This window comes from Anaerostipes sp. CAG:276, assembly GCF_000432215.1.
GTDB classification, from domain to species: domain Bacteria; phylum Bacillota; class Clostridia; order Lachnospirales; family Lachnospiraceae; genus Anaerostipes; species Anaerostipes caccae.
In genome coordinates this window covers 57,602-82,826 of record NZ_FR889206.1, presented here as the reverse complement: position 1 = coordinate 82,826, position 25,225 = coordinate 57,602, and the positions used below count along the sequence as shown (strand labels likewise).

Genomic DNA, 25,225 nt, shown 5'->3' with positions numbered 1-25,225 from the left:
AGCCGGAAAACTGGTCAAAATGTCATACCAAAGGGCACACCGTATTTTATACTCTTCGGGTGGCGCGCTCTGCGCGATAAGGTATACTGATTTCCCAACCTATAAAATTGATAATTGCATACAAACCGCGGGAAATAGCCATTTGAAGGTGTATTGGAGAAAAATGTGAGAAAATTGATGACGGTTGGGAAAAATTTAGAGAAACGTTGATTTTATCAGCAAAACTGTCTATAATGAAATGGAAGAATGGCTTAAAAGCGTTGGATAAACAGTAACAAGAGTTGTATTGAAATCGATGGCCAAGACGTTCCATAACCGTTCGTGGCCAGATAAACAGTAACAAGAGTTGTATTGAAATGCTATACGCTTTCTCAAAACGCAGGTGAGCGTACGATAAACAGTAACAAGAGTTGTATTGAAATTTGATTGCAAGATCAAACCGTTTCATCACAGCCAGATAAACAGTAACAGAAATAAGATATACCTTGATAGTTAGGCACAGAAAAGTAGTCAATGTTTAACTGCCAGGGTATTTTTCTGTATGTCATGACATTTTTACCAGTTCTGCGGCTTGCTGTCTCAGGAAGGTAAGATTTTCCAACTTTCAGCAAAGTCTCTCCAGCGGCCCGTTCGAAGGAACTTAATGAGCAGGAGCCGCAGGCGAAGTGCAAATTTGGTGAATCGAACCTCCCCTCCTTGCCTCTGAACCTTTTCTGAAAGAAGTAAACGAACCTTTCTTCAAATGCAATGCCTCCGAACTGGTAAAAATGGACATAATGTCTGATGGATAAGTATTCTCTGAACAAAAAAAGCTATCCAACGATCGTTTGATAAGTATTTATCCAGTAGATATTACGTCCATTTTCTACACGATTTCCGTTCGGCTCTTAGAATGTCTCACTCCAATCATGTGGAAAATGTAATACCCTTCGGGTGGACGCGCTCCGCCCAATAAGGTATAATAAAACTACTATAATGAAAAGGCAGGACATGAAAATGAATCAAAGAAAAAACAGCGGTGCAGCTGTATTGCTGTATAATTTAGACGGTTCCGAGCGGGCAAGAAAGATAAAGTTTATCCTGGTCCGCATGGGTGTACGGATAAAAAATATAAAAAAAGAAGATTATCTGAAACCGATCGGGGCACTGGCAGGAGTTCCCGGCATCGAACCGGGCGGCAGCTGCTATGACGGTCCGGGATTCACAGAAGAGATGCTTGTCATGAAAGGCTTCACAGGCCGCCAGATTGATGAGATGATTATGAGTTTTCGAAAAGAGAAGCTTAAAAAGATAAATTTAAAGGCCGTTCTGACGGATACAAACCAGACTTGGGACTCTATGACTCTATATGAGAATCTCAGGGATGAACATGAAGAAATGTCCGGGCAGTGATCGAATCTGGGGAGTTATGCAATGAAAATCAGAAACTATTATAGGGATCTTGGGAAATCGACAGCGATTTTATCGGTTAAGCAGGGGCTGACATTAGTCATCCTCTTTTTAATCCTGGGTTCCTTTGCACTTTTATTTAAGAGTTTTCCATATCCGCCGTATCAGGAATTTATAACCGCTTTCCTGGGAGGGCGGATTTTGAATATTTTGGATGCAGTATATACGATTACGCTTGGTTCCCTTGCTCTGCTTCTCACTGTGACGATCAGCCTGTCTTTCGGCAGAATGTCGGAGTCCAATGAGGCATTTTACTATGCAGTTACGGCCTTGGTATCCTATATGGCCTTCTGCGGGGGTATCATGGAGAATGAAGAGTATATTTTCGGGCCTGAATGGGTTTTTACGGCTATGTGTATCACGATGCTGTCCTGTGCGCTGTTCCGGCTGAGTGTCAGGGCGGCAAGGAAGTTTGAGGCGATGCATACGGTGGGAGCAGAGTATTTGTTCAACTTATCCATCCTGAATCTGCTGCCGATCGTTATAATTACCCTTTTGTTCGCTGGAGCCGGCGTACTGCTGAGGGAGTGGACGGGAGCAAGCAATATTACAAATTTCGGTTCGTTTTTGTCTATGAAGGCATTTCGTCATTTGTCAGGGAACCTGTCAGGGGCCCTGCTGTATGTTTTCTTTTCTCATGTTCTCTGGTTTTTTGGAATCCATGGGACGAATACTCTGGATGCAGTGGCAAAGAGACTGTTTGAACCTGGAGTATCTGTCAATCAGACGCTGATCGCAGCGGGGAAAATGCCTACGGAGATCTACTCCAAGTCTTTTATGGATATTTTTGTGTTTATCGGCGGATGCGGGGCGGCTCTCTGTCTTATTACGGCACTCCTTATAGCGGCGAAAAAGAGTCATAATCGTAAGCTCGGTAAGGTCGCGGGGATTTCCGTCCTCTTTAATATCAGTGAGATCGCTATTTTTGGATTTCCGGTGATTTTTAATCCGGTTATGTTTGTGCCGTTTATTCTGACGCCTCTTGTGTTTGTGCTTACAAGTACTTTTGCGATGACGATGGGACTGGTGCCCTATGTGACCAGATCGGTAGAATGGACAGTACCCGTTATTTTCAGCGGCTATGAGGCAACGGGATCTGTAGCAGGAAGTGTTCTGCAGATTGTGAATCTGCTGATCGGCACATTGATCTATATTCCGTTTATCAGATACAGTGAAGAGAAGCAGACGAGAAATTTTAAAGAGGAAGTCCGGCAAATGACAGAGGATATGGATCAGGGAGATGAGTCAGGCCGCAGACCGATCCTCCTTTCCGATGATTACATCCACAGCTATGCCGCAAAAACTCTGGCATACGATCTGAAGAATGAACTGGAGAGAGGATGCCTTACCCTTCACTATCAGGTGCAGATGTCGGCTGACGGGGGCATCTATGGCGCGGAGGCCCTGCTTCGATGGAATCACCCGGTGGCAGGATATATTGCTCCGCCCCTGATTATCCAGCTGGCTTCAGAGAGCGGTCAGCTTCAGGCTTTGGGGAATTTTATTCTGGAAAAAGCCTGTACGGATATACAAAAAATGAACCGTGTGTCGGACCAGAGTCTGAGGGTTTCAGTCAACATCTCCCCGAGCCAGCTGGAGCAGAAGGACTGGAGCAGACATGTGCTGGATCTCTTGTCACACTATGACTTTGGGAAAAAACAGATGGTCTTTGAATTCACGGAACGGGTATTTTTGGACCACTCAGAAAAGGTGACCGGAGAACTGGAAAATATCAGGCGAAACGGCATCGAAATCAGCATGGACGATTTCGGCATGGGACATGGGTCTATGGTATATCTTCAGGACTATTTTTTCGAGGAAGTGAAGCTGGACGGCAGACTTGTCAGACAGCTTGTGGACAATGAGAGATCCAGAAATATTGTCTCCGGAATCGTGGATATGGCACAGACGCTGAAGTTTCATGTAGTCGCAGAATTTGTAGAGACAGAGGAACAGAGAGACTTGCTGAAAGAAATGGGATGCAAAGTCTTCCAGGGTTATTATTACGGCAGGCCGGTCCCGCCGGAGGAATTTATTAAGACTTATCTTTAACAGTCCGAAAAGGAGTGAGAGATGTGCAGCAGATGATTACAGTCCTGGACTTTGACGATCTGTACGATAAGGAAGAGTTTTATCAATCAGCTCCTCATCAGCGGATCAACCTGAGAGAAGTTCCGGGGACCAACGGATATTGTGAGGATACTGCGGCGGAGACGATCAGAGAGAGAATCAGGGCAGGAAAGCCATCTCATATTTATTTTCTCGGTTCGGGAAATTACCACTATGTCTCCTTTCTTCTGCAGAAAGAGATATGCAGGGATTTTACGCTGGTGCTGTTTGACTGCCACACGGATCTTCAGAAGCCGCTGTTTCCTGAACTTTTATCCTGCGGATGCTGGGTGCGGAGGGCCATGGATGAGATGGAACATCTGAAAAAAGTAATCCTGATCGGTACTTCGGCCGCATATCTGCGGGAGGTGGAGCCGAGATACAGAAATCACATGGCGGCAGTGCCGGAGGAAGAAGCTGTATCCCCGGATTTTGACTGGAAGACATGGCTTCAGAGAGAGATCCGGACGGATGTCTATCTGTCTTTGGACAAGGATGTGCTGAGCCTGAGCGAGTTGTCTACAAACTGGGACCAGGGCAGCATGACCACAGGGCAGGTATGCAGAATATGTACTATGATTGCGCAGGACAGAAACATCTTAGGGGCCGATATCTGCGGAGAATATCAGGGCGGCCTGTTGTCCGGCAGAAGAGAGATCATGCAGAGTGACCGTGTCAACAAAGAAGTTTTGGAATGTCTGGACGGGATGATGCCCCTTCCCGATGATCCTCAGAGGTAAAAAATCATTATTTACACAGAAAAGGGGATAGGTGCAATGAAGAGAAGGAAGATGAAAAGGTGCTGTGCGGCGGTGCTTATCTGTATGCTGGTACTGTGCGGGTGCAGCAGCAAGCATACGGTCATGAATGAAGAAGCAGATTCTGAAGATGTCACGACGATTACGTTTTTCGGAACCAAATATGAGCCTGAAAATGTCAAAGTGATCGAGGAGATTATTTCAGGCTTTATGAAGGAAAATCCTGATATCAGAGTATCATATGAGAGCCTGAAAGGGACACAATACTTTGAAGCCCTGGAAAAGCGGATGGAAACAGGGAAGGGCGACGATGTTTTCATGGTCAATCATGATATCCTTCTGAAACTGAAGTCGAAAGGACAGGCTGCAGACCTGTCAGGCCTTCGCACGATTCCGGACTATACAGATCAAATGCTGACTCAAATGAAAGATGAAGGAAAGATCTATTGGGTTCCGACTACGGTATCTGCATTTGGGCTCTACTGCAATGAAGATCTTTTGAAAAAACATAAGCAAAAGACCCCGGGAAATTTAAAAGAATGGGAAAGTGTGTGCAGCTATTTTACGAAAAAGGGGATCACTCCGGTCATCTGTAACAATGATATCTCTTTAAAAACGCTGGCTGTCGGCAGAGGCTTCTATTCCGTCTATCAGCAAAATAACCAGAAACAGGTGTTTGAAAACCTGAATAATGGGAAAGAGAAGCTGAGCCGATATCTGACTCCGGGATTTGATCTGGCGCAGAGCCTGATCCAACAGGGGTATATAGATCCTGACAAGTCTCTGAAGACTGAAAAAACTTCAGATGATCTTGAGGAATTTGCCAAAGGGAAATCTCCGTTTATGCTCACAGGCGCATGGGCAGCAGGAAGAGTAAAGACGATGAACCCGGATCTGAAATTCAGTGTCAGCCCTCTTCCTCTGCTGGAAAATGGCTCGATGCTGGTCGTAAACGCAGACACGCGTTTAAGTGTGAATGCAGACAGCCGTCATGTAAAAGCTGCTGAAATGTTCGTGGAATACTTTACTCAGGCTGAAAATATCCAAAAATTTTCGGACCAGCAGTGCTCATTCAGCCCGCTGAAAGGGGGAAAATCGTCTTCCGTAGAAGAAATACGTCCCCTGCTGTCCTGCTATAAGGACGGTAAAACAGTGATCGGTACAGACAGTATGCTCAAACTGCCGATTTGGAACCTGACAGCGGAGGCATCGAAACAGATTCTTTCAGGAAAGCCGGTGAGATCCGTCATGAACCGTATGGACCTGCAGGCAGAAAAAGAGAGGAAAGTACAGTGATGAAAAAAAGATACTCCGGAAATATAAAGAGGAAGATTGCTCTTGCCGCAGTTATCATTGGCATCATTTTAAGCTTTTTGACATTCTTTTTTGTAAGGGGAGTAAAAAAGCAGCTGTGGGAACAGTCCATCAGCACTATAAGAGAGAGTACTCAGCAAGGATTAAATACTCTGGAAGTACAGCTGCGCAATGAGTATGATTCTATGAGCACGATGACAGGCTATTTAAAGAAGTTTTCAAAGACGGAGAAGGGGAAACTGAGGGAGGCGCTGGAAAGCTATGCACGCGCGGATAAAGGAATCAGCCTGTATCTCCCCGACGGGAGCTGTTTTTCCACAGAAACAGAACCGGATGCGCACGTACAAAAAGTGCTGGATAAGACGACAAAAAGAAACGGTATCATTGAACCTCATATCAGCAGTGTGACCGGTGTCAATGTATTTCACCTGTTTGTGAGAGTGGAATTAAAGGACGGCACCGCGGGCTATTTGGTCAAAGAATATGAGGTGGAGAATATTGCCGACAGTTTCAGCCTGTCTTTTTATCATGATACCGGTTTTTCCTACGTGGTCCATAAGAACGGGGATGTCCTGATCCGGTCTCCTCATATAAACAGCAACAAAACGATGAAAAATCTCTTTGATATGCTGCCAAAAGCGCAAAACGATTCGGAGAGTCTTAAGCGCTTTGCCGATTCACTGAAACAGCAGAAGACGGGGTGGGCAGTTTTAAATTATCAGGGAAAGGATACGGTTTTTTGTTATGCTCCTCTGAAGCTTGAGACAGACTGGTATGTTATGTCTATTATTCCGAAGGACGTGGTGACTGCCCAGACCGGAGTCATTCTGAGACGTTCCATGGAATTGATCGGAAGTATCCTGGCAGGTATCTTTCTCTTAGTATTTTCTTATTACTGGTACGCAAATAAAACAAATAAAAAACTTTCAAACCAGGCAGATTACATAGGACATTTATATAATGCCGTTCCGGAAGGAATTGCACTTATATCTGTAGACAAACCATATCGGTTTCTGCAGCTGAACCGGCAGGGAATGCAGCTTTTGAAGTATCCGGAAGGTGATGTTGAGGACACAGTTCTCGGTGAGCCGATAGAGAATCTGATTCATCCGGACGATTATGACAGGCTTGTGAAGATGATTGAAACTGCCGATACAGATGGCCGGAAAAGTACATTTGAGTTCCGCGTTCAAAGGGCGGGAGGAGAATATTTCTGGGTTTCCGGTATTCTGGAAAGAACATTTGATGAAAATGGAGAACCGGTTTTTGTTGCCGCCTTTCATGATGTTACAGAGGAAAAGCTGGCAGAACAGGAAGCAGAGAGGGAAATACTGCAGGAACGCATCACACTGGTAGGCGCAATTTCCAACGCCTATCCGGTGATCATCAGCATCAATCTGACAGAGGATACACTGAATTTTATTTACGTAAAACCGGGCCTGATGATTGGCCTGGGGCAGCAGAAATCTTACAGCAGACTGTTTCAGGACATGGCTCTGACGGTACACCCGGAATATGCTGATGAGTTTCGGCATCGTTTTGGAACGGAGTATCTTACAGAAACGCTGGGGCATGAAAAGGATGAAGTTTTTCTTGAAGTCAGGCAGAAACTCACAGACGGCAGATATCACTGGATCTCGACTCAGATTATCAATGTGGATAATCCATATTCAAATGATAAGCTGGCAATTCTTATTTCGCGGCGCACAGATGAACAGCGCTATGAGGAAGAACAGCAGCGCCAGGCCCTCCAGACTGCTTTGGACAATGCAAATGCGGCGAATAAAGCCAAGGGACAATTTTTATCCAACATGAGCCATGATATCCGTACGCCGATGAATGCCATCATAGGAATGTCGGCGATAGCATCGGCACACTTAGACGACCGTGAGCGGATCATGGAATGTCTTGGAAAGATCAATCTTTCAGGGAAGCATCTTTTAAGTCTGATCAATGATATTTTGGACATGTCTAAGATCGAGAGCGGAAAACTGTCTCTCAGGAAAGAACCGTTTAATTTGGCTGAGCTGATTACGGATACGGTCGAGCTGATCCGGCCGCAGGCGGATTCCAGAAGGATCAGAGTGAAGGTCCGGCTGAGATCTCTTAAAAATGAAAATGTAATCGGAGATCCTCTTCGTATCCGGCAGGTCTGCATTAATATTTTAAGCAATGCTGTCAAATATACGCCTGAAGGAGGAAAAATTGATATTCAGGTCCGGCAGGAGGACAGTGTCCGCAGAGAGTATCAAAATTTTATCTTCTGCTGTTCAGATACAGGAATCGGTATGGACAGGCAGTTTCTCAAAAAGCTGTTTCATCCTTTTGAGAGGGCATCGGATTCTACGAGCAGCAAAATGACCGGAACGGGTCTCGGAATGGCCATTACAAAAAATATCATAGACTTAATGAGCGGTGACATACAGGTAGAGAGCAGTCCCGGAAAGGGATCGGTCTTCACAGTGACTCTTCCGCTGAAACTGCAGGATGTGTCTCAGGATGAAACTCCGCTAAAATGGATTGGGATTCACAGCCTTGTGGTGGACGATGACAGGGAGATATGTGAGAACGCTGCACAGCTTCTTGAGAGCATGGGACTCAGGGCCTCATTTGTCACTGACGGAGAGACAGCCGTCAAGTATGCTGCAGAGGCAAAGGATACCTCTGACCCGGTTGAACTTGCACTCATTGACTGGAAAATGCCCGGGATGGACGGTGTGGAAACAGCCCGCCGCATCCGGAAGGAGACAGGACCGGATATTCCGGTGATTATTTTGACTGCCTATGACTGGACGGACATCGAAAGTGAGGCCAGGGTAGCAGGAGTCACAGCCCTTTTGTCCAAACCATTTTATTGTTCTAAGATCTGTTATCTGCTGAAAGAACTGGACGGTGACGCAGAACCTTTGGAGCAGAAACGTTTTGGTGATAAGCCCGATTATACCGGAAAGAGAATCCTGATTGCAGAGGATAACGACCTGAACAGAGAAATATCCAGAACTATGGTCACAGAAATGGGAATACAGGCGGAGGAAGCGGTTGACGGCGGGGAGGCTGTAAAGAAAGTCGCGCAGTCCCCGGAAGGTTATTATGATCTGATTCTAATGGATATCCAGATGCCTGTGATGAACGGTTATGAAGCATCCAGGGCAATTCGTGCACTGGACCGGGAAGATGTAACATCTCTGCCTATTATTGCAATGACCGCGGACGCGTTTGAAGAGGATGTGAGAAATGCAAAGCGGGCAGGCATGGACCGGCATTTTGCGAAACCGATCGACGTGAAAGCGTTTGAACAGATGCTGTATGAATACCTTCTGGGTAATCCTTAGGTTGTAACCCTATTCTTTTCTGCATATACATAGTGCAGACAAGAATAGAGGATGAAGCGGATGAACAAAGCAAAAAGAAGTTTTTGGCTGGTTTGCACATTATTTTTCCTTGGGCTCTTGGTCACAGCCGAGAGTTTGGCTGTTGAAAGGATTCTAAGGCGGAACGAAGCCATCGCAGAAGAAAAGGCATATCAGGAATACCGAAATACCGGATGTAAAAACGGAAGACCGGATCCGCTGATACAAGGGGAGATCAAGGGAGCTCCGGTGCCGGATGAATATATACCGTTTGTAAATTATTCGGATTCCTGGAATGAGGCGAGGAATTTTGGCGGAGACAGGCACCACGAGGGCACGGATATTATGTCCGGTACGGTTTCAAAGAAGAGAGGGGAAATACCTGTGCTCAGTATGTCTGACGGAGTCGTTGAGCAGATTGGGTGGCTGAAGCTTGGGGGCTATCGTGTCGGTATCCGTTCTCCGAAAGGTGTTTATTTTTATTATGCGCATCTTTACAGTTATGCTCCCGGAATCAGACGGGGAACAAAGATCCGTGCGGGAGATGTGATTGGATATATGGGAGATTCAGGGTATGGAGAGAAAGAAGGAACCGTGGGAAAATTCCCGGTACATCTGCACCTTGGCATATATCGGAAAGACACAAAATATGGGGAATACAGTGTGAATCCTTATAAATTTCTGCAGGCAGTATTAAAAAGAAGAATGAAATAAATATTTCATAGGCTATGTCATTTTCTTTTGGTGAGCTTTCTGTTAAAATGTAGTAAAAGTATGTTTATTTTTATGGGGTTAGATCAAGGAAATAAAATTATCCGGAAAGGGGGGATCCGATTATGAGTGCCAAAAGAAATCAGAGAGTCCAGAGAGAAGATGTACTGACTTATTCTCCGATTCTAAAGTATATGATGATCTTTTTTACTGCAGCTATGTTTATAGTCTTGGTGGGAGGTATCTTTATATCCGCACAGAGGATGAAAAAAGATGCCAGAGCCGCGCATAAGAGCGTGGAGACTCAGGTTACCAACAGAGTGAATGAGTCTTTGAAACTGCTGGAATCACTGGCAGTACAGCCGGAATATTATGATCCCTCGCTCCCTCCTCTGAAAAAGGTTGAAAAGCTGGACAGAATTACAGAAAAGTATGGATATATGATGATCTGTTATGTAGACGCTGATATGAACGTTTACACGATAGGTGAGGAGCCGGCCAGCCTGGCCAGCAGGGATTACATGCAGCAGTTGTTTTCAACAGGGAAACCACAGGTGACAGACAGCTTTTTAGCCGGTGCAGACGGGGTCACGCTGAATTATACGGTGGCGTATCCGCTGAAAAAAGGGAATAAAATAACCGGATGCCTTTTTTGTGCCATCTATTTTGACGATGTCGTGGATATCCTTAAGAAGGCTGTGGAGACCAGTGACGCTCAGGCGGTCCTGATCGGCTCCAAAGGACAGATCATGTCTTCTACGAGTAATCTGCAGTATGGAGAACCGTATATGGATTATGTGAGAGAAGCCCATAATATCGGTGTGACGGCAGACCAGCTGGAAACAGAACTGCTTGCCAAAACGCCGGGAACTTACTGGAGTTACAGAGACGGGAATCTATATTACACGATGTATAATAACATAGAAAATACCGATTGGGATATTCTCACTACCATCGACTTCTGGTCTATATACAGGACAATTATTTCAGGATTTTTAGTGATTGTAGCGCTGATGGCGGTACTCTGTTCTGTCATATTTTTCTTGGTGAAGCGTTTTATCAGCAAACAAAAAGAAGTGGTGGATATGCTCGTGCAGTCTATTCAGGAACTGGAGGAAAAGATCTACCAGGATGAGCGTCCGGATAATATGGATTTCAGGGAGATCATACGGCTTACCAGCAACGGCCTTTCCGACGGACTTACCGGCGTTGTCACGAGAAGTGTATTTTTAAAGCAGGCACAGGCCCAGCTTGATAAGATTCCCGGGGACAAAATCACAATTTTATGCTTTGTGGATTTGGATAATCTAAAGAAATTAAATGACACCTACGGACATAAAACAGGGGATACGGCATTAAAGAGTATAGGGTACATCCTGCGCGAATATGAGAAGAAATATGACGGTGTCGTGGGGCGGTATGGAGGAGATGAATTTGTAATGCTCCTTACAGATATCGACGATGAAGATGAGCTTAGAAGTGTATTGGAATCTCTTGTTCTCAGACTTCACTCAGATATCGGAACGAAGGGAGAGTCTCTGCCGATCCAATGCAGCGTAGGCGTGGCAGTGAGACAGCAGGGAAGCAGTTTGGAACAGATGATAGCCAATGCAGATGAGGCGCTGTATTTTGTAAAACAAAATGGCAAAGGATATTATAAAATTTATCAGGATTGAGGAAACGTATGAAAGTTATGAAAAAAAAGACGCTTCTGTTCTGCACCGTGACAGTTTTGTGTATCCTAATGCTTTCGGTGGGAACAGGAAGGATCATACAGGATCATTATTCCGGGCAGAGAAAAAAAAGTCAGCCGTCTTCTGAAAATGTATAAGGATAATTTGACACTGGTTATTCGGGATCAGCTGAATTATGCTGCAGAAACAGTGAAGGCGGAGCCGGATATTTTAAATCATGAAGCGTGGTTTCAGAGACGTGCCAAAAATCTTGCAGAGCAGGAGGGAGTAGAAAAGATCCTTTTATTTAAAGGAGATAAGGTTCTGAGTTCTTTTTCTGCGGATGGAAATGAGAAAGATAAAGGAAAAGATCTGAGGGACTTTTCATATATTTATACGATGGCTAAAGTTGTGAAAGAACCGGTGGTGGAAGGACCTGTTAAATTAAACAAAGATGGGGAAAAGGAAGTTTTTTTGTTTATCCAGCCTTTGCTGAAAGGACAAGTTTATGAGGGAGAAGTTGTGGCTGTCCTGGATAAAGAGTTTGTCATCCGCAGACTAAATTTAAAACGTCTGTGTGATCTGGGCTATGAGTATCACCTGTGGAAAGTGAACAGTCAGGACGGAAGCAAGGATGTAGTGGCCTATTCCGACAGGAACCTCGATTATTCCTACGCGTCTAAAATAGAGATTTATCTGCCGACCCGATGGACACTGAGCATTATGCCGAAAGACGGATGGATTTCAAAGAAAACGGAGACCGGCATCATGGGAACATCAGTTTTTCTTGGAGTGCTGCTGTCTGTATTATTTATGAGCGTGTTTGTCCTTGCACTTCGCGTCAGATATTTTAAAAATCTCAGTATTTATGACGAAAAGACAGGACTGTATAACAGGGAGGGATTCATCAGGGAAGTCCAGCGGTGGATGGTGTCTGAACCCTGTGTTTTTTCCATGTTTTATTTTTCCATCGAGGAGTACAGCCGAGTGGAATTAATGGCAGGGTTTTTAAAAGAGAATGAATATTTGGCGAGTGTTCCGGCTGTTTTAGACGAATACATAAAAAGCCCTTATGTGTCGGGCCGGATCGCAGGGGGGAAATTTGCGGTAGCGGTAAAAGAAGAAATGACAGATGAGGAAAGACTGGATTTTGCCAAAGGTCTTTCTTTGAAACTTATGTGGAAGATCCGGATTCGCGGGGAGAAACTTTTTTTAAGTGCAAATTATCAGACTGCGGTTTACCCGAAGGACGGCAACAGCGCGGAGGATCTTTTAAATAAGCTGATCACAGACCACTATATGAGACTTTATGTGGAATCCCCCGCAGAAGACTTGACGGAAAAGTGCCGCCTGCTTGCCGCAGGAAGGACAGATGTGGAGTTCAGTGAGTATGCGGATTATCAGCTGACGGAACTTTCTAAAGCACTGAATCAGTACAGAAAAAGTGTGGAACAGATTGCCTACTTTGACCCGGTATATCATATAGGAAACCGAATGAAGTATTTAAAAGATGTGGATATGCTGATATCTTATGATGCCAAGAGGTATTTTAGAGTTTACAGTATGGATATTCGTTCTTTCAGCAAATACAATGAATTATTCAGCGTTTCAACGGGAGATGCCCTGCTGATGGAGATAACCAGGAGACTTGAACATATCTTCGGCAATAACTTATACAGGATTAACGGAGACGTTTTCATAGGAATTTCTTTTGAAGCGGATAAGGACAAAGATCATAAAGTCGGCAGGATCCGGAATGCCTTTCAGAGTCCGATTGTGGTAGAAGATTCCACCTTTACCCTGGATGTTCTGATCGGCATATGTGATTATCCTCTTCATGCAAAAACATCGGAAAAATTGCTGGAAAGCGTCCAGATGGCAGTCAATTATGCTAAAACTTCAGGAGCGGGTATGGCCAATAACGTCATTTTATACGATGATAAGCTGCTGGAAGTGCGCCGGGAAGAAGCGAGGATTGTCAGGCTGCTGGAAACGAGTCTTAAAGAAAAAACTCTGGAGGTTTTGTACCAGCCTCTTTATCATCTTAAAAGAGAACGGTTTACAGGTACAGAAGCACTGGTGAGGCTGCCCCACGGAAACGGCGGATATGTTCCGGCAGGACAGGTTATCGAGATTGCGGAGAAGAATGGTCTGGTCGGACAGGTAGGGGAGTACGTGATACACAGAGCCTGTACTTTCATGATGGAAAAGGGGAAAAAACTTGGGATTGAATCTATGGGAATCAACCTGTCAGTACAGCAGCTTCTTGTGGAAAATAGTGTTCCTTCAATCATAGGCCATATAAAAAAGACAGGTCTTGATCCGAAATGTATTACATTTGAGATTACAGAGACGGTCCTGATCCAGTCGATAGAACTTGCAAAAGGGATTTTAGATGAACTTTCGTCATACGGTGTCCGCATAGCTCTGGACGATTTCGGCATCGGATACAGCAGCCTGAATTATCTGCTGAATCTTCCGGTCAATGTCCTGAAGTTTGACCGGTCCATGACCAAAAAGAGTGTGGATTCGGAAAAACAATATGCATTGCTGAAAGCAATGATTCAAATGGCGGATATCAGCCAAATGGATGTGGTGGCAGAGGGGGTAGAAACGAAAGAAGAATGGAAGATGCTGACTTCAACCAGTGCTTCTTATATTCAGGGATTCTATTATTCGAAACCTCTGCCGGAGGAAAAGCTGATGCAGTTTTTGAGGGATAATAATCATATAGAAAATGTGAAACAATAAGGGGATTGGCAGGTGAAGAACAGTGAAGTGGAATATTGCCGCTGAGGCTATTTCTTTTGTAATGCTGGGGATTATATGGGTATATTCAAGGAAAGGGAGTCATCTCCCTACATTAAAAAACAGAATTTTTCAGGGATGCCTCCTTGTTACAGCCGGGGCTATTTTGACAAATATCTTATCTACGATTATGATTTATCGTCTTGATGAGTTTCCAATGTGGATGACCTGGTCTGTGACAATGGTTTACTATGTTCTGACACCGCTGATGGGGTTCGCGTATTTCCTTTATACCGTTTCTATAGTCTATACAGAGAGGAAGGAACTGAGGAAGGTCATAGGCTTTGGAGTCATGCCTGCTCTGGTGTATGGTGTGCTCGTTCTGATCAATCCATTGACGAAAAATTTGTTTGACATCAGCCTGGTGCAGGGGTATGTGAGGGGACCTTGGATTGTGTCCACATATTTGATCTTTTATGCTTACTGTGCTGCCAGCATTGTGGTCACAGTATTGAATAAAAAAAGGATTGACAGAAATATATACCACATCCTTGCGGCCTTTCCGATTCTGGCAGTACTGGTTATTTTGGTTCAGCAGATGTATCCGAATGTGATTCTGTCCGGATCTGCGGCGACCTGTGCCCTGCTGATCATTTATCTGCACCTGCAGAATAAACAGATCTCGATGGATTATCTGACCAATGTGCCCAACCGGAAAGAACTTCTCAATATGCTGGGGCTGATGATCAAAAAGTCACCTGAGAAGCAGTTTGTGCTTGTCGTTGTCTCTCTTAGGGACTTCCGTCAGGTAAATAATACATGCGGGCAGCAGAAGGGTGATGAATTTCTGAAAAATGTCTGTGATTTTCTCTATGAGATCGGGCCGAAGAATCATGTATACCGCTTTAGCGGAGATGAATTTGCACTTTTGTTTACACACAGCGATGAAACAGAGATCAAAAAGTGTATTACGGATATCCGGCAGCGTATGGAAAAACCATGGCAGATAGGGGATTACCGTTTTCTGCTCTCTGTTGTGATGGGGATCATATGGCATTCCGGTGACGGGGAAACCCTGGAAGAGGTCATCAATGCCGTGGAATATGCGGTTTTTCGGGCGAAATCAGGGAAAAGCGGTGAGATCTGCTACTGCGATAAAGAAATGCTGGATGGACTGGAGCGAAGACGAAAAGTCATCATGATCCTGAAAGAAAAAATCGCGGACCGCAGTTTTGAGATGTATTATCAGCCTATTTATTCCGTAGCCGACGGAGAATTCTGCTATGCTGAATCACTGATGCGGATACCGGAGTCTCCGATCGGTCCGATTTACCCGTCTGAGTTTATTCCGATCGCGGAGGAGACCGGACTGATCATTGACATAACTTATATCATGCTGGATAAAGTCTGCAGGTTTATCAGCAGGCTGTTACAAAGAGGGATTCCGATTCAGGCAATTCATGTTAATTTTTCTGCTGTCCAGTTTTCACAGAACGATCTCATGGAGAAGGTTCTGGAGATCATCCGGCGGAACCATACTCCCATGTCTGCCATTAAGATTGAGTTTACAGAGAGTACTTTGGCGGAGAACACACAGGTCGTATCAAAGTTTGCTGTGGAGATGGAAAAGCACGGAATCAAAATGGGCCTGGATGACTTCGGAACAGGCTACTCCAACATAGCAACCGTTATCAATATTCCCTTTGGCACAGTCAAGCTGGACAAGAGTCTGGTATGGGGTTCTGTCGAGAACAAAAAGTCTGCGCTTACCGTGAAAAATCTGTCGCGTACATTTCAGGAGCTGGGAATGACCGTTATCGCAGAAGGAGTGGAGACTGAAGAACAGAGCCGTTTGATTGCCAATTTTGGAATTGACCAGATCCAGGGATTCTATTATGCAAAACCAATGCCTGAGGATCAGCTGGAGATGTTTATGATAAAACACTGGACACCTGCTGACTGAAAGAGAGCTGTGCTGCTAAAGTTTTAGCGGACAGCTCTCTTTTGCTGCATATATTTATTTCCATTCTTGGAATCGGACAGGCTTTGATAGCTTTCCGAGCAGCCGTATATCAGGTCCACAGTTTTCAGGAAGTTTCACAGAGACGATATGGCTGTTATCATATGTCTTAAAGAAATATTCTTTTCCGGTAAGGCTTATGCAGGCGGTGTACTGGGTATAGTCAGAGGTTCCTCTGTCGGTTACCACTGCACCTTTTGGGATAGAGACTCCTTCTAATAGATGAAAGCAGGTGTTTACTGCCTGCTCTCTGTTGTCCGGTATCGGAGTGTGACTCTTTAGGTAAGCAGTTCTGACAAATCTGGCCGGAGGTGTGAAATCACCGGGCAGTCCAAAAGTGCCGGCGCCTTGCCCGAAAGGTTTCAAAGGAAAAGCCCCCCAGTTTTGTTCTGTGTGCTGAGACGGACTCATATTCATGTAATTCCGGAGGTTTGCCATATGCCATGGGAAGTCAGGGCTGTTGGAGAAGACACCAATAGGATTTTCCATGATCTTAAGACCTTCTGAGGTTGTTTCGATCACCATACATTTTCCGGATGAGTCTGCCATAATCCAGTGGAGAGGAGCAATGATTTCTGTGACCGGATCTTTGACTCCTGTGATCCGGACGGCGCGCAGCAAAGAAGCCGCCTGATCAGTGGATGCACATTGGCTTAGAAGAAATTTCACAAGCTCGGTGGAAGCCACTGCGATCTGCCTGGAGCCAGAAGGCGCCGGGGGATCATATAAGGCGTAACCTGGAAAATACAGCACAGCGGCTGCAAATCCCATTTCATTGACACCGTCCGCTAAAGTGACCGGAGAGAGATTTTGGCCGATTCCCATAAAACTATATTGATTTTTAATTCTGTGAGTATTCAGCAGATTTTTCCATTGATATCCTTTTGGTACGATATAAAATTCAGGGTCAAGGGGGTAGGAAAAATCCATCGTGCGGCCAAAATATACATCGCCCGCAGAATTCTGTGTTGTGAGTGCGGTACACATGGAGAACATCTCCTTAATCAGGCATTTAATTTTAGTATATGCTTCACACCAAAGAGTAGTATCCTGTTTTCGTCTGATGTATAATAAGACAGGGGAAGATAGGAGGAATGCATGAACAAGTTGTTTGAAGCTATGAATTTAAAGAATTTAAAAATAAAGAACCGTATCTGTGTGCCGCCGATGGTGTGCTATAACTGGGTGGAGGAAGACGGCTATGTAGTTCAGAGAAATATTGATCATTACAGAGCCATTGCCAGGGGCGGTGCCGGCCTGATCATTCAGGAGGCTACCTGTGTGGATCCGGAAGGGAAACTTTCCAAAGATCAGCTGGGCATCTGGGAGGATGGACAGATCGATGGGCTGAAAGAGATCGTAGATGCGGTGCATGAAGAAGACTGCCCGATATTTTTGCAGATCCATCATGCAGGGGTGAACGGCTCCGGTGAGTACCTGCTTTGTCCGAGTGATTATGAGATGGATAAAGACGGAGAAAAAAGAATCGGTCATGAAATGACGAAAGAACAGATACAGAAGGTGCAGGATCAGTTTGTGAAAGCTGCGGTGAGAGCTTATCAGGCCGGCTATGACGGGGTGGAACTGCACGGGTGCCACAGTTATCTGATGTGTGAATTTTTCAATTCCAGGGTCAACAAAAGGACCGATGAATATGGACAGTATCCGGAGAGGTTTGCAGTGGAGATTCTGGAAAAGATCAAAGAGGCAGTGCCGAAGGAGTTTATTGTGGGAATCCGGCTGGGAGCCTTTGAACCCGCTCTTGCAGACGGTATCCGTCATGCCAAACTTCTGGAGGAACACGGGATTGATTTTTTGGATATTTCCTATGGATTTTCCGGGGAAGATGAGCCTGGTGCTCCAAAAGATTTTCCATACAAAGATGTGATCCATGCCGCGGGGGAGATCAAAAAGCATGTATCGGTTCCTGTTTTTGCGGTCAACAGCATAACGGATGCCCGGATGGCAGAAGACATTTTAGAGCGCACCGGTGTGGATATGGCGGATATCGGCAGGGGTGTGCTGGTCAACTATAACTGGGCCATCGATGCGAAAGAAGGAAGAGATACCGGCAGATGTCTGCACTGCAAAGAATGCCAGTGGAGGATCGATGCCGAAAAATGTGCAGGAAGGGTCCTGCTGAACAGAAAAAGAAATATGGGAGAATAAAAAAACCTTTCAGTGTAAATTCATCGACACAGTCATCCCTTGAAAACCGCGGGAGAATGGATTAAAATGAAACATGTAAAATTAAATCGTGCAAAGATAAAAACACAGTCCCGGCCGGTAGTCCGGGCACAGAGATAGAATCTGTCAGTAACCTGCCTCCTCGGTTGTCCATTCTTTGCTGCCAAAAGCGAGGAGTGTTTTTTATGCAAAAAATTGAGAACAGGCTGACAGTATATTTTGATGAACCCTTTTGGGTCGGAATCTATGAACGTGTTCTGGACGGTGAGTTGGAAGTGTCCAAAATAACGTTCGGGGCAGAACCAAAAGACTATGAAGTTCTGGCATTTCTTATGGAGCGTCATGGAGAACTTCGTTTCAGTCCTCCTGTGGATGTTTCGGTGAAAGAGGTGAAAAACCTGAATCCCAAACGGATGCAGAGGAGCCTTAGAAGGCACAGAGACGCAGGGATGGGAACAAAATCCCAGCAGGCGCTGGCTGCCCAGAGAGAAGAACAAAAAGCCGGAAGGAAAGAGCGCAGGAGAGATCTGCGGGAAGAACGGAAGCGGCAGCAGTTTTTGATAAAACAGGAGAAGAAGAAACAAAGACACAGAGGAAGATAGGAGATAAAATGAAAGAAGTTCTAATGATGAAACTGGAAAGCTGTCCATACTGCCATCAGGCGCTGGATATGATGGAAGAACTCAAACGGGAACAGCCGGAGTATAAAAACATTCCTGTAAAAATGGTCAATGAGGATGAGGACACTGAACTTTCAGAGCCTCTCGACTACTGGTATGTTCCCACTTTTTATGTGGACGGAAAGAAACTTCATGAGGGGGTTCCCACAAAAGAAAAAATAAAGAAAGTTTTTGAAGGGGCATTAAAAGAATAAGCCCAGGAATTCCTTTTTTGACGGGTGCATATATTTAGAAAAAGACTGCAAAAAGGAATGAACTATGATATATGTAGTAAATGAAGGGGATACGATTGATTCTATCGCTGCCCAGTTTGGAGTTTCAAGGAGCAGGCTGATCTATGACAACCAGCTTTATGCCGGACGCGTTGTGACCGGTCAGGCGCTGCTGATTCTGGAGCCTTCTGACGTCCATACGGTACAGGAAGGGGATACGCTGACATCGATTGCACAGCAGTACGGCACTTCGGTTTCTTCGATTGTCAGAAAAAATCCATATCTGCTGAACGAATCAAATCTGATGCCGGGAGATGTGCTGACGATCCGCTATCGGCAGGAGCAGCTGGGGAACCTCAATGTAACGGGTTATGCATATCCATATATCAGCACGGAGATTTTAAGAGAAGTTCTCTTATATTTAGATGAACTTCTGATCTTTTCTTATGGCTTTACAACCGAAGGAACGCTCATACCGCCGGCGATGGAAGAACCTCTGATTGAACAGGCATTGGAGTTTGGGGTTGATCCTATGCTTGTGCTGACACCGTTTGCGGAGACCGGGAGTTTTAATAATCAGCTGGTGAAGGCTGTATCGGAAGATCTTCAGATGCAGCAGGTTCTGATTGAGAATCTGGTTCAGACAGTTCAGGAAAAGCAGTATGCCGGAGTGGATGTGGATTTTGAATACATCCTTCCGGAGGACCGGGAGGGATATGCAGCCTTCGTAGGGAACTTAAGAGAGCGGATGAATCCCTTAGGATATAAGGTGTCTGTCGCTTTAGCGCCTAAAATTTCCGCAGATCAGCCGGGCCTGTTATATGAAGGAATGGACTACGGACTTTTGGGTGCTAATGCAGATTCCGTATTTTTAATGACGTATGAATGGGGCTATACGTTCGGGCCGCCAATGGCAGTTGCACCGATCAACAAGGTACAGCAGGTTTTGGATTACGCGGTAACAGAAATACCGCCGGAAAAAATATACATGGGAATCCCGAACTATGCCTATGACTGGCCGCTTCCCTACGAGAGAGGAACAACAAGGGCAAGGACGATCGGAAATGTGGAAGCAGTCGAGATCGCAGACGAGAACGGGGTGCAGATTCGGTTCGATGAAACTGCCATGAGTCCGTTTTTTAACTATACGTCAAATGGAACAGAACATGAAGTATGGTTTGAAGATGTCCGGAGCATTGATGTAAAAGTACGGACGGCGAAAGAATATGGTTTTACAGGTGTGGGATACTGGAATCTGATGAGGCCGTTTCGGGCCAACTGGCTGCTGCTGGACAGTTTATTTCAGTTAAACGACAGACCGTAGACGGGAGGAATCTTATGGGGAAACATATTGTAAGTATGATGCTGGCGGCACTGATCGGGCTTGGTGCATCCGTTCAGGAGATAAGAGAAAAGGAACCCGTCAAACCGGCATTTTCTAATAAAAGTATCAGAGGTTTTTCTTACGAAAAGGTTCCGAAGGCAGTGAAAGAAAAAATTAGCGGGGTTTCTTACAGGCCCAATCCGAACATCACATTTCAGGACCTTCGATATGTTAAGGTAAAATATTACGGTTATGACGGAAAGATCAGGAGCGGACAACTGCTTGTGAATAAGTCCATTGCCAAAGATACCGTGGAAATTTTTCAGGAGCTTTATGATATGCAGTACCCGATTGAGAGCATCCGCCTGATCGATGATTACGGAGCCGATGACACCAAATCTATGGAAGCCAATAACACCTCTGCCTTTAACTATCGGATTGTAGAAGGGACCAGTCATCTGTCAAAACACGCTTATGGCAGGGCGATTGACATTAATCCGAGAGTCAACCCCTTTGTAAAGAGGAATTCCATCACACCTGAAAACGGAAAGATCTATGCACAGAGAGATGTGAAAAAGTGTAAAGGAAAGTATAAGTATAACATGATTCACAGAAATGACCGGGTGTACCGGATTTTCAGGAAACACGGGTTTCAGTGGGGCGGTGACTGGATTACATATAAAGACTATCAGCACTTTGAAAAACGGTAAATGACAAGACACATGAAAAAACTCCGGTAAAGATTTATGACCGGAGTTTTTTGAACTTATAAAAGATTTTGATTTAATGTTTCTGCCAGACGGTTTCTGGCTTTGGTCACCATTTTGTCTGAAACTTTTTTTGCAGACAGGCACTGTTCCAACTGTTCCATACGGGAGTCTACCCGTGAGAAAGTGGTTTTTTGATTTTTTTCGTGTTGTTCAAACGCATTTTTGATATCTTCAAATTGTTCGCTGGCCAGATCTCTTGAAAGGTCGGCGTTTAAATATTTATCTGTCGTCTCGATCGCCCTCAGGCCCAGCCTGTATTCATTGTCACTGAGTCCTTCCGGTTTTATGTGGGCCGTGCCGCAGCCGCTTAAGGCAGCGGAAACTGCAAAAGCTAATATACCGGTCAAGAGATATCTTTTCATATGAAAACCTCACTTTTTGTATGAATCTAATAAAAAATCAGTAAATTTTTGTTTGAATCATACAATAGCACAGATCTCATAACGTGTAAATATTTCCACTGTACTTTTTTGGATACATAAGATATAAAACCGATTTTGCTATAAATCCAGGGAAGAAAGAATTTCTTTCAGCTGGCCTGCAGACTTATGCAGCAGACTGGATTCTTCACTGTTTAAGTCAATCTCGATGACCTGTTCCGCACCGTTTTTGTTGACGATGGTCGGTACGCTCAGACAGAGATCGGACAGGCCGTATTCACCGCTAAGCAGACTGGAAACCGGAAGGATGGAATTTTTATTCCGGATAATGCTCTCTGCAATATGGCTGACTGCGATGGCGACGCCGTAATACGTAGCGCCTTTTTTTTCGATGATCTCATAGGCGCTGTTTTTCACATCGTCGAAAATTCTTTTCATGGACTTCTCGTGGTCAAAGTGCCCGCGCATTTCACAAAATTCGTTGATGCCGATCCCTGAGACATTGGTGTCGCTCCAGACCGCCAGTTCACTGTCTCCGTGCTCCCCGATGATAAATGCCTGAATGCTGCCGCTGTCTACTTCCAGATGTTCGCTGAGCAGGTATTGGAAACGTGCCGAATCCAGGACAGTTCCGGAGCCAAAGACCCGGTTTTTTGGAAATCCGGAAAGTTTTAAGGTCACATAAGTAAGAATATCAACCGGATTGGCAACAACCAATAAGATTCCTTCAGAGTTTCGTCTGGTGATCTCCGGAATAATGGATTTAAAAATGGATACATTCTTGTGTACCAGGTCGAGACGGGTTTCATCGGGCTTCTGATTTGCACCGGCGGTTATGATAATCAGCCCGCAGTCCGCGACATCATCATAGGAGCCTGCATATATCTTGGATGTATCTACATACGGGCGTCCATGGCTTAAATCCATCGCCTCACCCCGGGCTTTTTCTTCGTTTACATCGATTAAGACCAGCTCGGAAAACAGTCCCTGGTGCATCAGGCTGAATGCGGTGGATGCACCGACAAATCCGCAGCCGATGATGGCCGCTTTTCTATTATTAATCATAAAAAATCCTCCTTTGTATTAAGTAGTTTAACAAAGGAGGATAAAATATTCATCGAATTTTGATAAAGTGAGAAACTGTATCAAAAACTATTTGTTGGATCTTCTCCAGATGTGAGCTTTTTCTGCGTCTTTGATCAGCTGGTCTCTGAAGTCCGGATGAGCGATATTGATCAGGGCTTCCGCGCGCTGCCATGCAGAGAGTCCTTTCATGTTTGCCATTCCGTATTCGGTGACGATATAGTGTGCATTGGCACGGGTGTCTGTGACAATAGACCCGTTATGCAGGGTAGGAAGAATACGGGAATGCATCTGTCCGGCCTTGTCAGTGAAAGTGGAAGACAGGCATACAAAACTCTTTCCGCCGTTGGATAAGTAAGCTCCCATAACGAAGTCTAACTGACCGCCGGCACCGCTGATCTGTTTGATTCCTGAAGACTCAGCACTGATCTGTCCGTATAAATCCACATCTACGGCATTGTTGATAGAGATGAAATTGTCAATGGAAGAAACCCTTGCAATATCATTTGTATAGTTAACAGGAGCACTCATACATTCCGGATTGTCATTTAAGTAGTCATATAATTTTTTGGTCCCTGCTGCGAATGCATAAGTCTGACGGTAGCGGTCGATATTTTTTCTGGCACCGGTGATCTTTCCTGCTTTTGCAATGTCTACAAACGCATCCACATACATTTCAGTGTGAACGCCCAGGTCTTTAAGGTCAGATTCCGCGATCATGGAACCTACTGCATTCGGCATTCCGCCGATGCCAAGCTGGAGACATGCGCCGTTCGGGATCTGGTCTACGATGAGTTTTGCAACGGCTTTGTCCACGTCGGTGGCTGCTCCGCCTCCGCCCAGCTCTGCGATCGCAGGATTTTCGCCTTCGACGATCATGTCAACTTTGGAAATATGTACACCCTCTTCAAATCCGCCTAAGCAGCGAGGCATATTTTCGTTGACTTCCACGATGACACAGTCGGCTTTTTCAAGCATTGCAGCCAGGTGGGATGCACTCGGCCCGAAGTTGAAGAATCCGTGTTCGTCCATCGGGGCAACCTGCATCATCGCAACATCCACGTGATCGATGTAATTGCGGTAATATCCCGGCAGCTCGGAATAACGGATCGGTGCGTAGTAGGAAAAGCCTTCCTTGATCCATTTTCTCTCCAGTCCGCCCATGTGCCAGGAATTCCATGTAAAGTGATCGGCAGGGGAGTCGATCTTAGTGATTTCCAGCGGCCACATGACGATTCCGCCCCGGATATTAATATTTTCCAATTCCGGCATTCTTTTTGCCAAAGCCTTGTCAAGGGCAGCCGGTGTGGTGACGCACCAGCCGTACTCCAGCCAATCGCCGGATTTCACAACTTTTACGGCCTCATCGGCTGTTTTAAGTTTCTTTTGGTATTCTTCCTTAAATGACATAAGTAATCCTCCTGTCTTTTATCTGTTAATTTATTAACATACCATTCCATTGTACCATCCGCATAAAAGAAACACAAGTAAAATAATTTAAATTATGGGTGGCCTTTTTACAAGTTTTGTACTATAATTAGATACTAAGTTTAGGAGGACATTTATGGAACACAAAAAATTTACTTGGAAGCATTACACCCTGATCGCAGTCGGGATTGTTTTTGTGATCTACTGCTGTATCGCAGTGTATTTCAGCAAGAAGTTTACATATGGGACAAAGATCAATGGTGTCGATGTTTCCAACAAGACAGTTGACGAAGTTACAGACATTTTCAAAAAAAAGGCGGACGGCTATTCGCTGACCGTCAAAGAACGAAAAGGCAGAGAGGAAGTTTTAAAGAGCAGTGTGCTCAAGGTTTCCTTTGATGGTGAAGACCAGATCAGGAAGATTAAAGACGGACAGAGTTCTTTTCTGTGGATTAAAGGTGTTTTCGGGGGAGAGAAGTACAAAGATATTGATATGTTTGCTTATGACAAAGCCGCTTTTCAAAAGGCCTTTCAAAAGCTTGACTGCTTCAAAAAGAAAAATATCATCAAGATCCAAAATGCCAAACCGGTTTACAAAGACGGATCTTATCAGATCCAGAAAGAAGAGATCGGTACGGTCTTAAAGAAGAAAAAGACGGAAAAGCTCATAGAGAGTGCCGTAGAAGGCGGTGTCGCTGCTGTGGATCTGGACAAGGAGGGCGCCTATGATGCCCCGAAGTATACGAGCAAGAGCAAAGAGATCATTTCTCTGAAAGACAGGATGAACGATTCTCTGAAGGGAAGCATTACGTATAAGTTCGGGAAACAGACGGTAGTTCTCGATAAGGACGTATACCACAAGTGGTTTAAGATTAAAAATGACACAGATTTTACTGTTGATATGAAGAAAATGGAAAACTGGGTCATGAAGTTTGCATACAAATATAACACGATGGGGACCATGCGTACCGTCAAGACTCATGACGGACGAACCAAAAAGATTTTCGGAGGTCCTTACGGCTGGAGAAT

General features: G+C 44.9%; 20 protein-coding genes (1 of these 20 only partly in view). 16 read left to right on the top strand and 4 right to left on the bottom strand.

What is annotated here, in order from left to right; translation table 11 throughout:
• The first annotated feature begins 996 nt into the window (after window positions 1-996).
• From QVP35_RS15230 to QVP35_RS15185, 10 genes are all read left to right on the top strand, one after another.
• The gene (locus QVP35_RS15230) at window positions 997-1,392 is read left to right on the top strand and encodes a DUF3783 domain-containing protein (protein ID WP_009289400.1); all 396 of its coding nucleotides are present in this window, start codon (window positions 997-999) and stop codon (window positions 1,390-1,392) included.
• A 21-nt stretch (window positions 1,393-1,413) separates the two neighbouring features.
• On the top strand, window positions 1,414-3,501 hold the full coding sequence (locus QVP35_RS15225; RefSeq protein WP_022261369.1) for an EAL domain-containing protein: 2,088 nt from the start codon (window positions 1,414-1,416) through the stop codon (window positions 3,499-3,501).
• A 32-nt stretch (window positions 3,502-3,533) separates the two neighbouring features.
• Window positions 3,534-4,298, top strand: a complete 765-nt coding sequence (locus QVP35_RS15220) for an arginase family protein (RefSeq protein WP_006566606.1) — start codon at window positions 3,534-3,536, stop codon at window positions 4,296-4,298.
• A gap of 36 nt (window positions 4,299-4,334) precedes the next feature.
• Window positions 4,335-5,612 carry an ABC transporter substrate-binding protein gene (locus tag QVP35_RS15215; protein ID WP_009289404.1) on the top strand — a complete coding sequence of 426 codons (1,278 nt, stop codon included), beginning with the start codon at window positions 4,335-4,337 and terminating at the stop codon, window positions 5,610-5,612.
• Window positions 5,612-8,962 carry a response regulator gene (locus QVP35_RS15210; protein WP_022261367.1) on the top strand — a complete coding sequence of 1,117 codons (3,351 nt, stop codon included), beginning with the start codon at window positions 5,612-5,614 and terminating at the stop codon, window positions 8,960-8,962. The genes QVP35_RS15215 and QVP35_RS15210 overlap by 1 nt, the downstream gene beginning before the upstream one ends.
• A gap of 60 nt (window positions 8,963-9,022) precedes the next feature.
• Window positions 9,023-9,694 carry a M23 family metallopeptidase gene (locus QVP35_RS15205; protein WP_009289406.1) on the top strand — a complete coding sequence of 224 codons (672 nt, stop codon included), beginning with the start codon at window positions 9,023-9,025 and terminating at the stop codon, window positions 9,692-9,694.
• 122 nt (window positions 9,695-9,816) lie between these two features.
• Entirely contained in the window at window positions 9,817-11,367 is a 1,551-nt protein-coding gene (locus tag QVP35_RS15200) for a sensor domain-containing diguanylate cyclase (protein ID WP_009289407.1), read from the top strand.
• Between the two features lie 8 nt (window positions 11,368-11,375).
• Window positions 11,376-11,522: a hypothetical protein gene (locus tag QVP35_RS15195; RefSeq protein WP_022261366.1), complete on the top strand. Its 147-nt coding sequence runs from the start codon at window positions 11,376-11,378 to the stop codon at window positions 11,520-11,522.
• Complete coding sequence (locus tag QVP35_RS15190; protein WP_022261365.1) at window positions 11,515-14,115, top strand: bifunctional diguanylate cyclase/phosphodiesterase; 2,601 nt, start codon at window positions 11,515-11,517, stop codon at window positions 14,113-14,115. The genes QVP35_RS15195 and QVP35_RS15190 overlap by 8 nt, the downstream gene beginning before the upstream one ends.
• Before the next feature lie 22 nt (window positions 14,116-14,137).
• Window positions 14,138-16,075 (top strand): GGDEF and EAL domain-containing protein, encoded by a 1,938-nt coding sequence (locus tag QVP35_RS15185; RefSeq protein ID WP_009289410.1) that lies wholly within the window; start codon window positions 14,138-14,140, stop codon window positions 16,073-16,075.
• 54 nt (window positions 16,076-16,129) lie between these two features.
• Here QVP35_RS15185 and QVP35_RS15180 read toward each other — a convergent pair whose 3' ends face one another.
• On the bottom strand, window positions 16,130-17,119 hold the full coding sequence (locus QVP35_RS15180; protein ID WP_022261364.1) for a linear amide C-N hydrolase: 990 nt from the start codon (window positions 17,117-17,119) through the stop codon (window positions 16,130-16,132).
• A 111-nt stretch (window positions 17,120-17,230) separates the two neighbouring features.
• Between QVP35_RS15180 and QVP35_RS15175 the strand changes: the two genes are divergently transcribed.
• The 5 genes from QVP35_RS15175 (at window position 17,231) to QVP35_RS15155 (ending at window position 21,245) form a co-directional block, all read left to right on the top strand.
• Complete coding sequence (locus QVP35_RS15175) at window positions 17,231-18,301, top strand: oxidoreductase (RefSeq protein WP_009289413.1); 1,071 nt, start codon at window positions 17,231-17,233, stop codon at window positions 18,299-18,301.
• A 203-nt stretch (window positions 18,302-18,504) separates the two neighbouring features.
• Window positions 18,505-18,921, top strand: coding sequence for a YjdF family protein (locus QVP35_RS15170; protein WP_006566627.1), 417 nt, complete (start codon window positions 18,505-18,507; stop codon window positions 18,919-18,921).
• An 8-nt stretch (window positions 18,922-18,929) separates the two neighbouring features.
• The gene (locus tag QVP35_RS15165; RefSeq protein ID WP_009289414.1) at window positions 18,930-19,193 is read left to right on the top strand and encodes a glutaredoxin family protein; all 264 of its coding nucleotides are present in this window, start codon (window positions 18,930-18,932) and stop codon (window positions 19,191-19,193) included.
• A 64-nt stretch (window positions 19,194-19,257) separates the two neighbouring features.
• Entirely contained in the window at window positions 19,258-20,535 is a 1,278-nt protein-coding gene (locus QVP35_RS15160; RefSeq protein WP_009289415.1) for a glycosyl hydrolase family 18 protein, read from the top strand.
• Between the two features lie 14 nt (window positions 20,536-20,549).
• A complete protein-coding gene (locus QVP35_RS15155) occupies window positions 20,550-21,245 on the top strand; it encodes a M15 family metallopeptidase (RefSeq protein WP_006566631.1) in 696 nt (231 codons plus the stop codon).
• A gap of 56 nt (window positions 21,246-21,301) precedes the next feature.
• On the opposite strand, the gene QVP35_RS15150 is transcribed toward QVP35_RS15155, so the two are convergent.
• The 3 genes from QVP35_RS15150 to QVP35_RS15140 all read right to left on the bottom strand — a co-directional run bounded on the left by QVP35_RS15150 (window position 21,302) and on the right by QVP35_RS15140 (window position 24,178).
• Window positions 21,302-21,667, bottom strand: a complete 366-nt coding sequence (locus tag QVP35_RS15150) for a hypothetical protein (RefSeq protein ID WP_009289416.1) — start codon at window positions 21,665-21,667, stop codon at window positions 21,302-21,304.
• 138 nt (window positions 21,668-21,805) lie between these two features.
• Window positions 21,806-22,750 carry an L-lactate dehydrogenase gene (locus QVP35_RS15145; protein ID WP_009289417.1) on the bottom strand — a complete coding sequence of 315 codons (945 nt, stop codon included), beginning with the start codon at window positions 22,748-22,750 and terminating at the stop codon, window positions 21,806-21,808.
• 87 nt (window positions 22,751-22,837) lie between these two features.
• Window positions 22,838-24,178, bottom strand: a complete 1,341-nt coding sequence (locus QVP35_RS15140; protein WP_009289418.1) for a butyryl-CoA:acetate CoA-transferase — start codon at window positions 24,176-24,178, stop codon at window positions 22,838-22,840.
• Between the two features lie 154 nt (window positions 24,179-24,332).
• On the opposite strand from QVP35_RS15140, the gene QVP35_RS15135 reads away from it, so the two are divergent.
• On the top strand, window positions 24,333-25,225 hold the 5' portion of the coding sequence (locus QVP35_RS15135) for a L,D-transpeptidase (RefSeq protein WP_022261363.1). 514 nt of this gene lie beyond the right edge of the window; 893 of the gene's 1,407 nt are visible here — the first part of the coding sequence; it begins with the start codon at window positions 24,333-24,335; its stop codon lies off the right edge, out of view.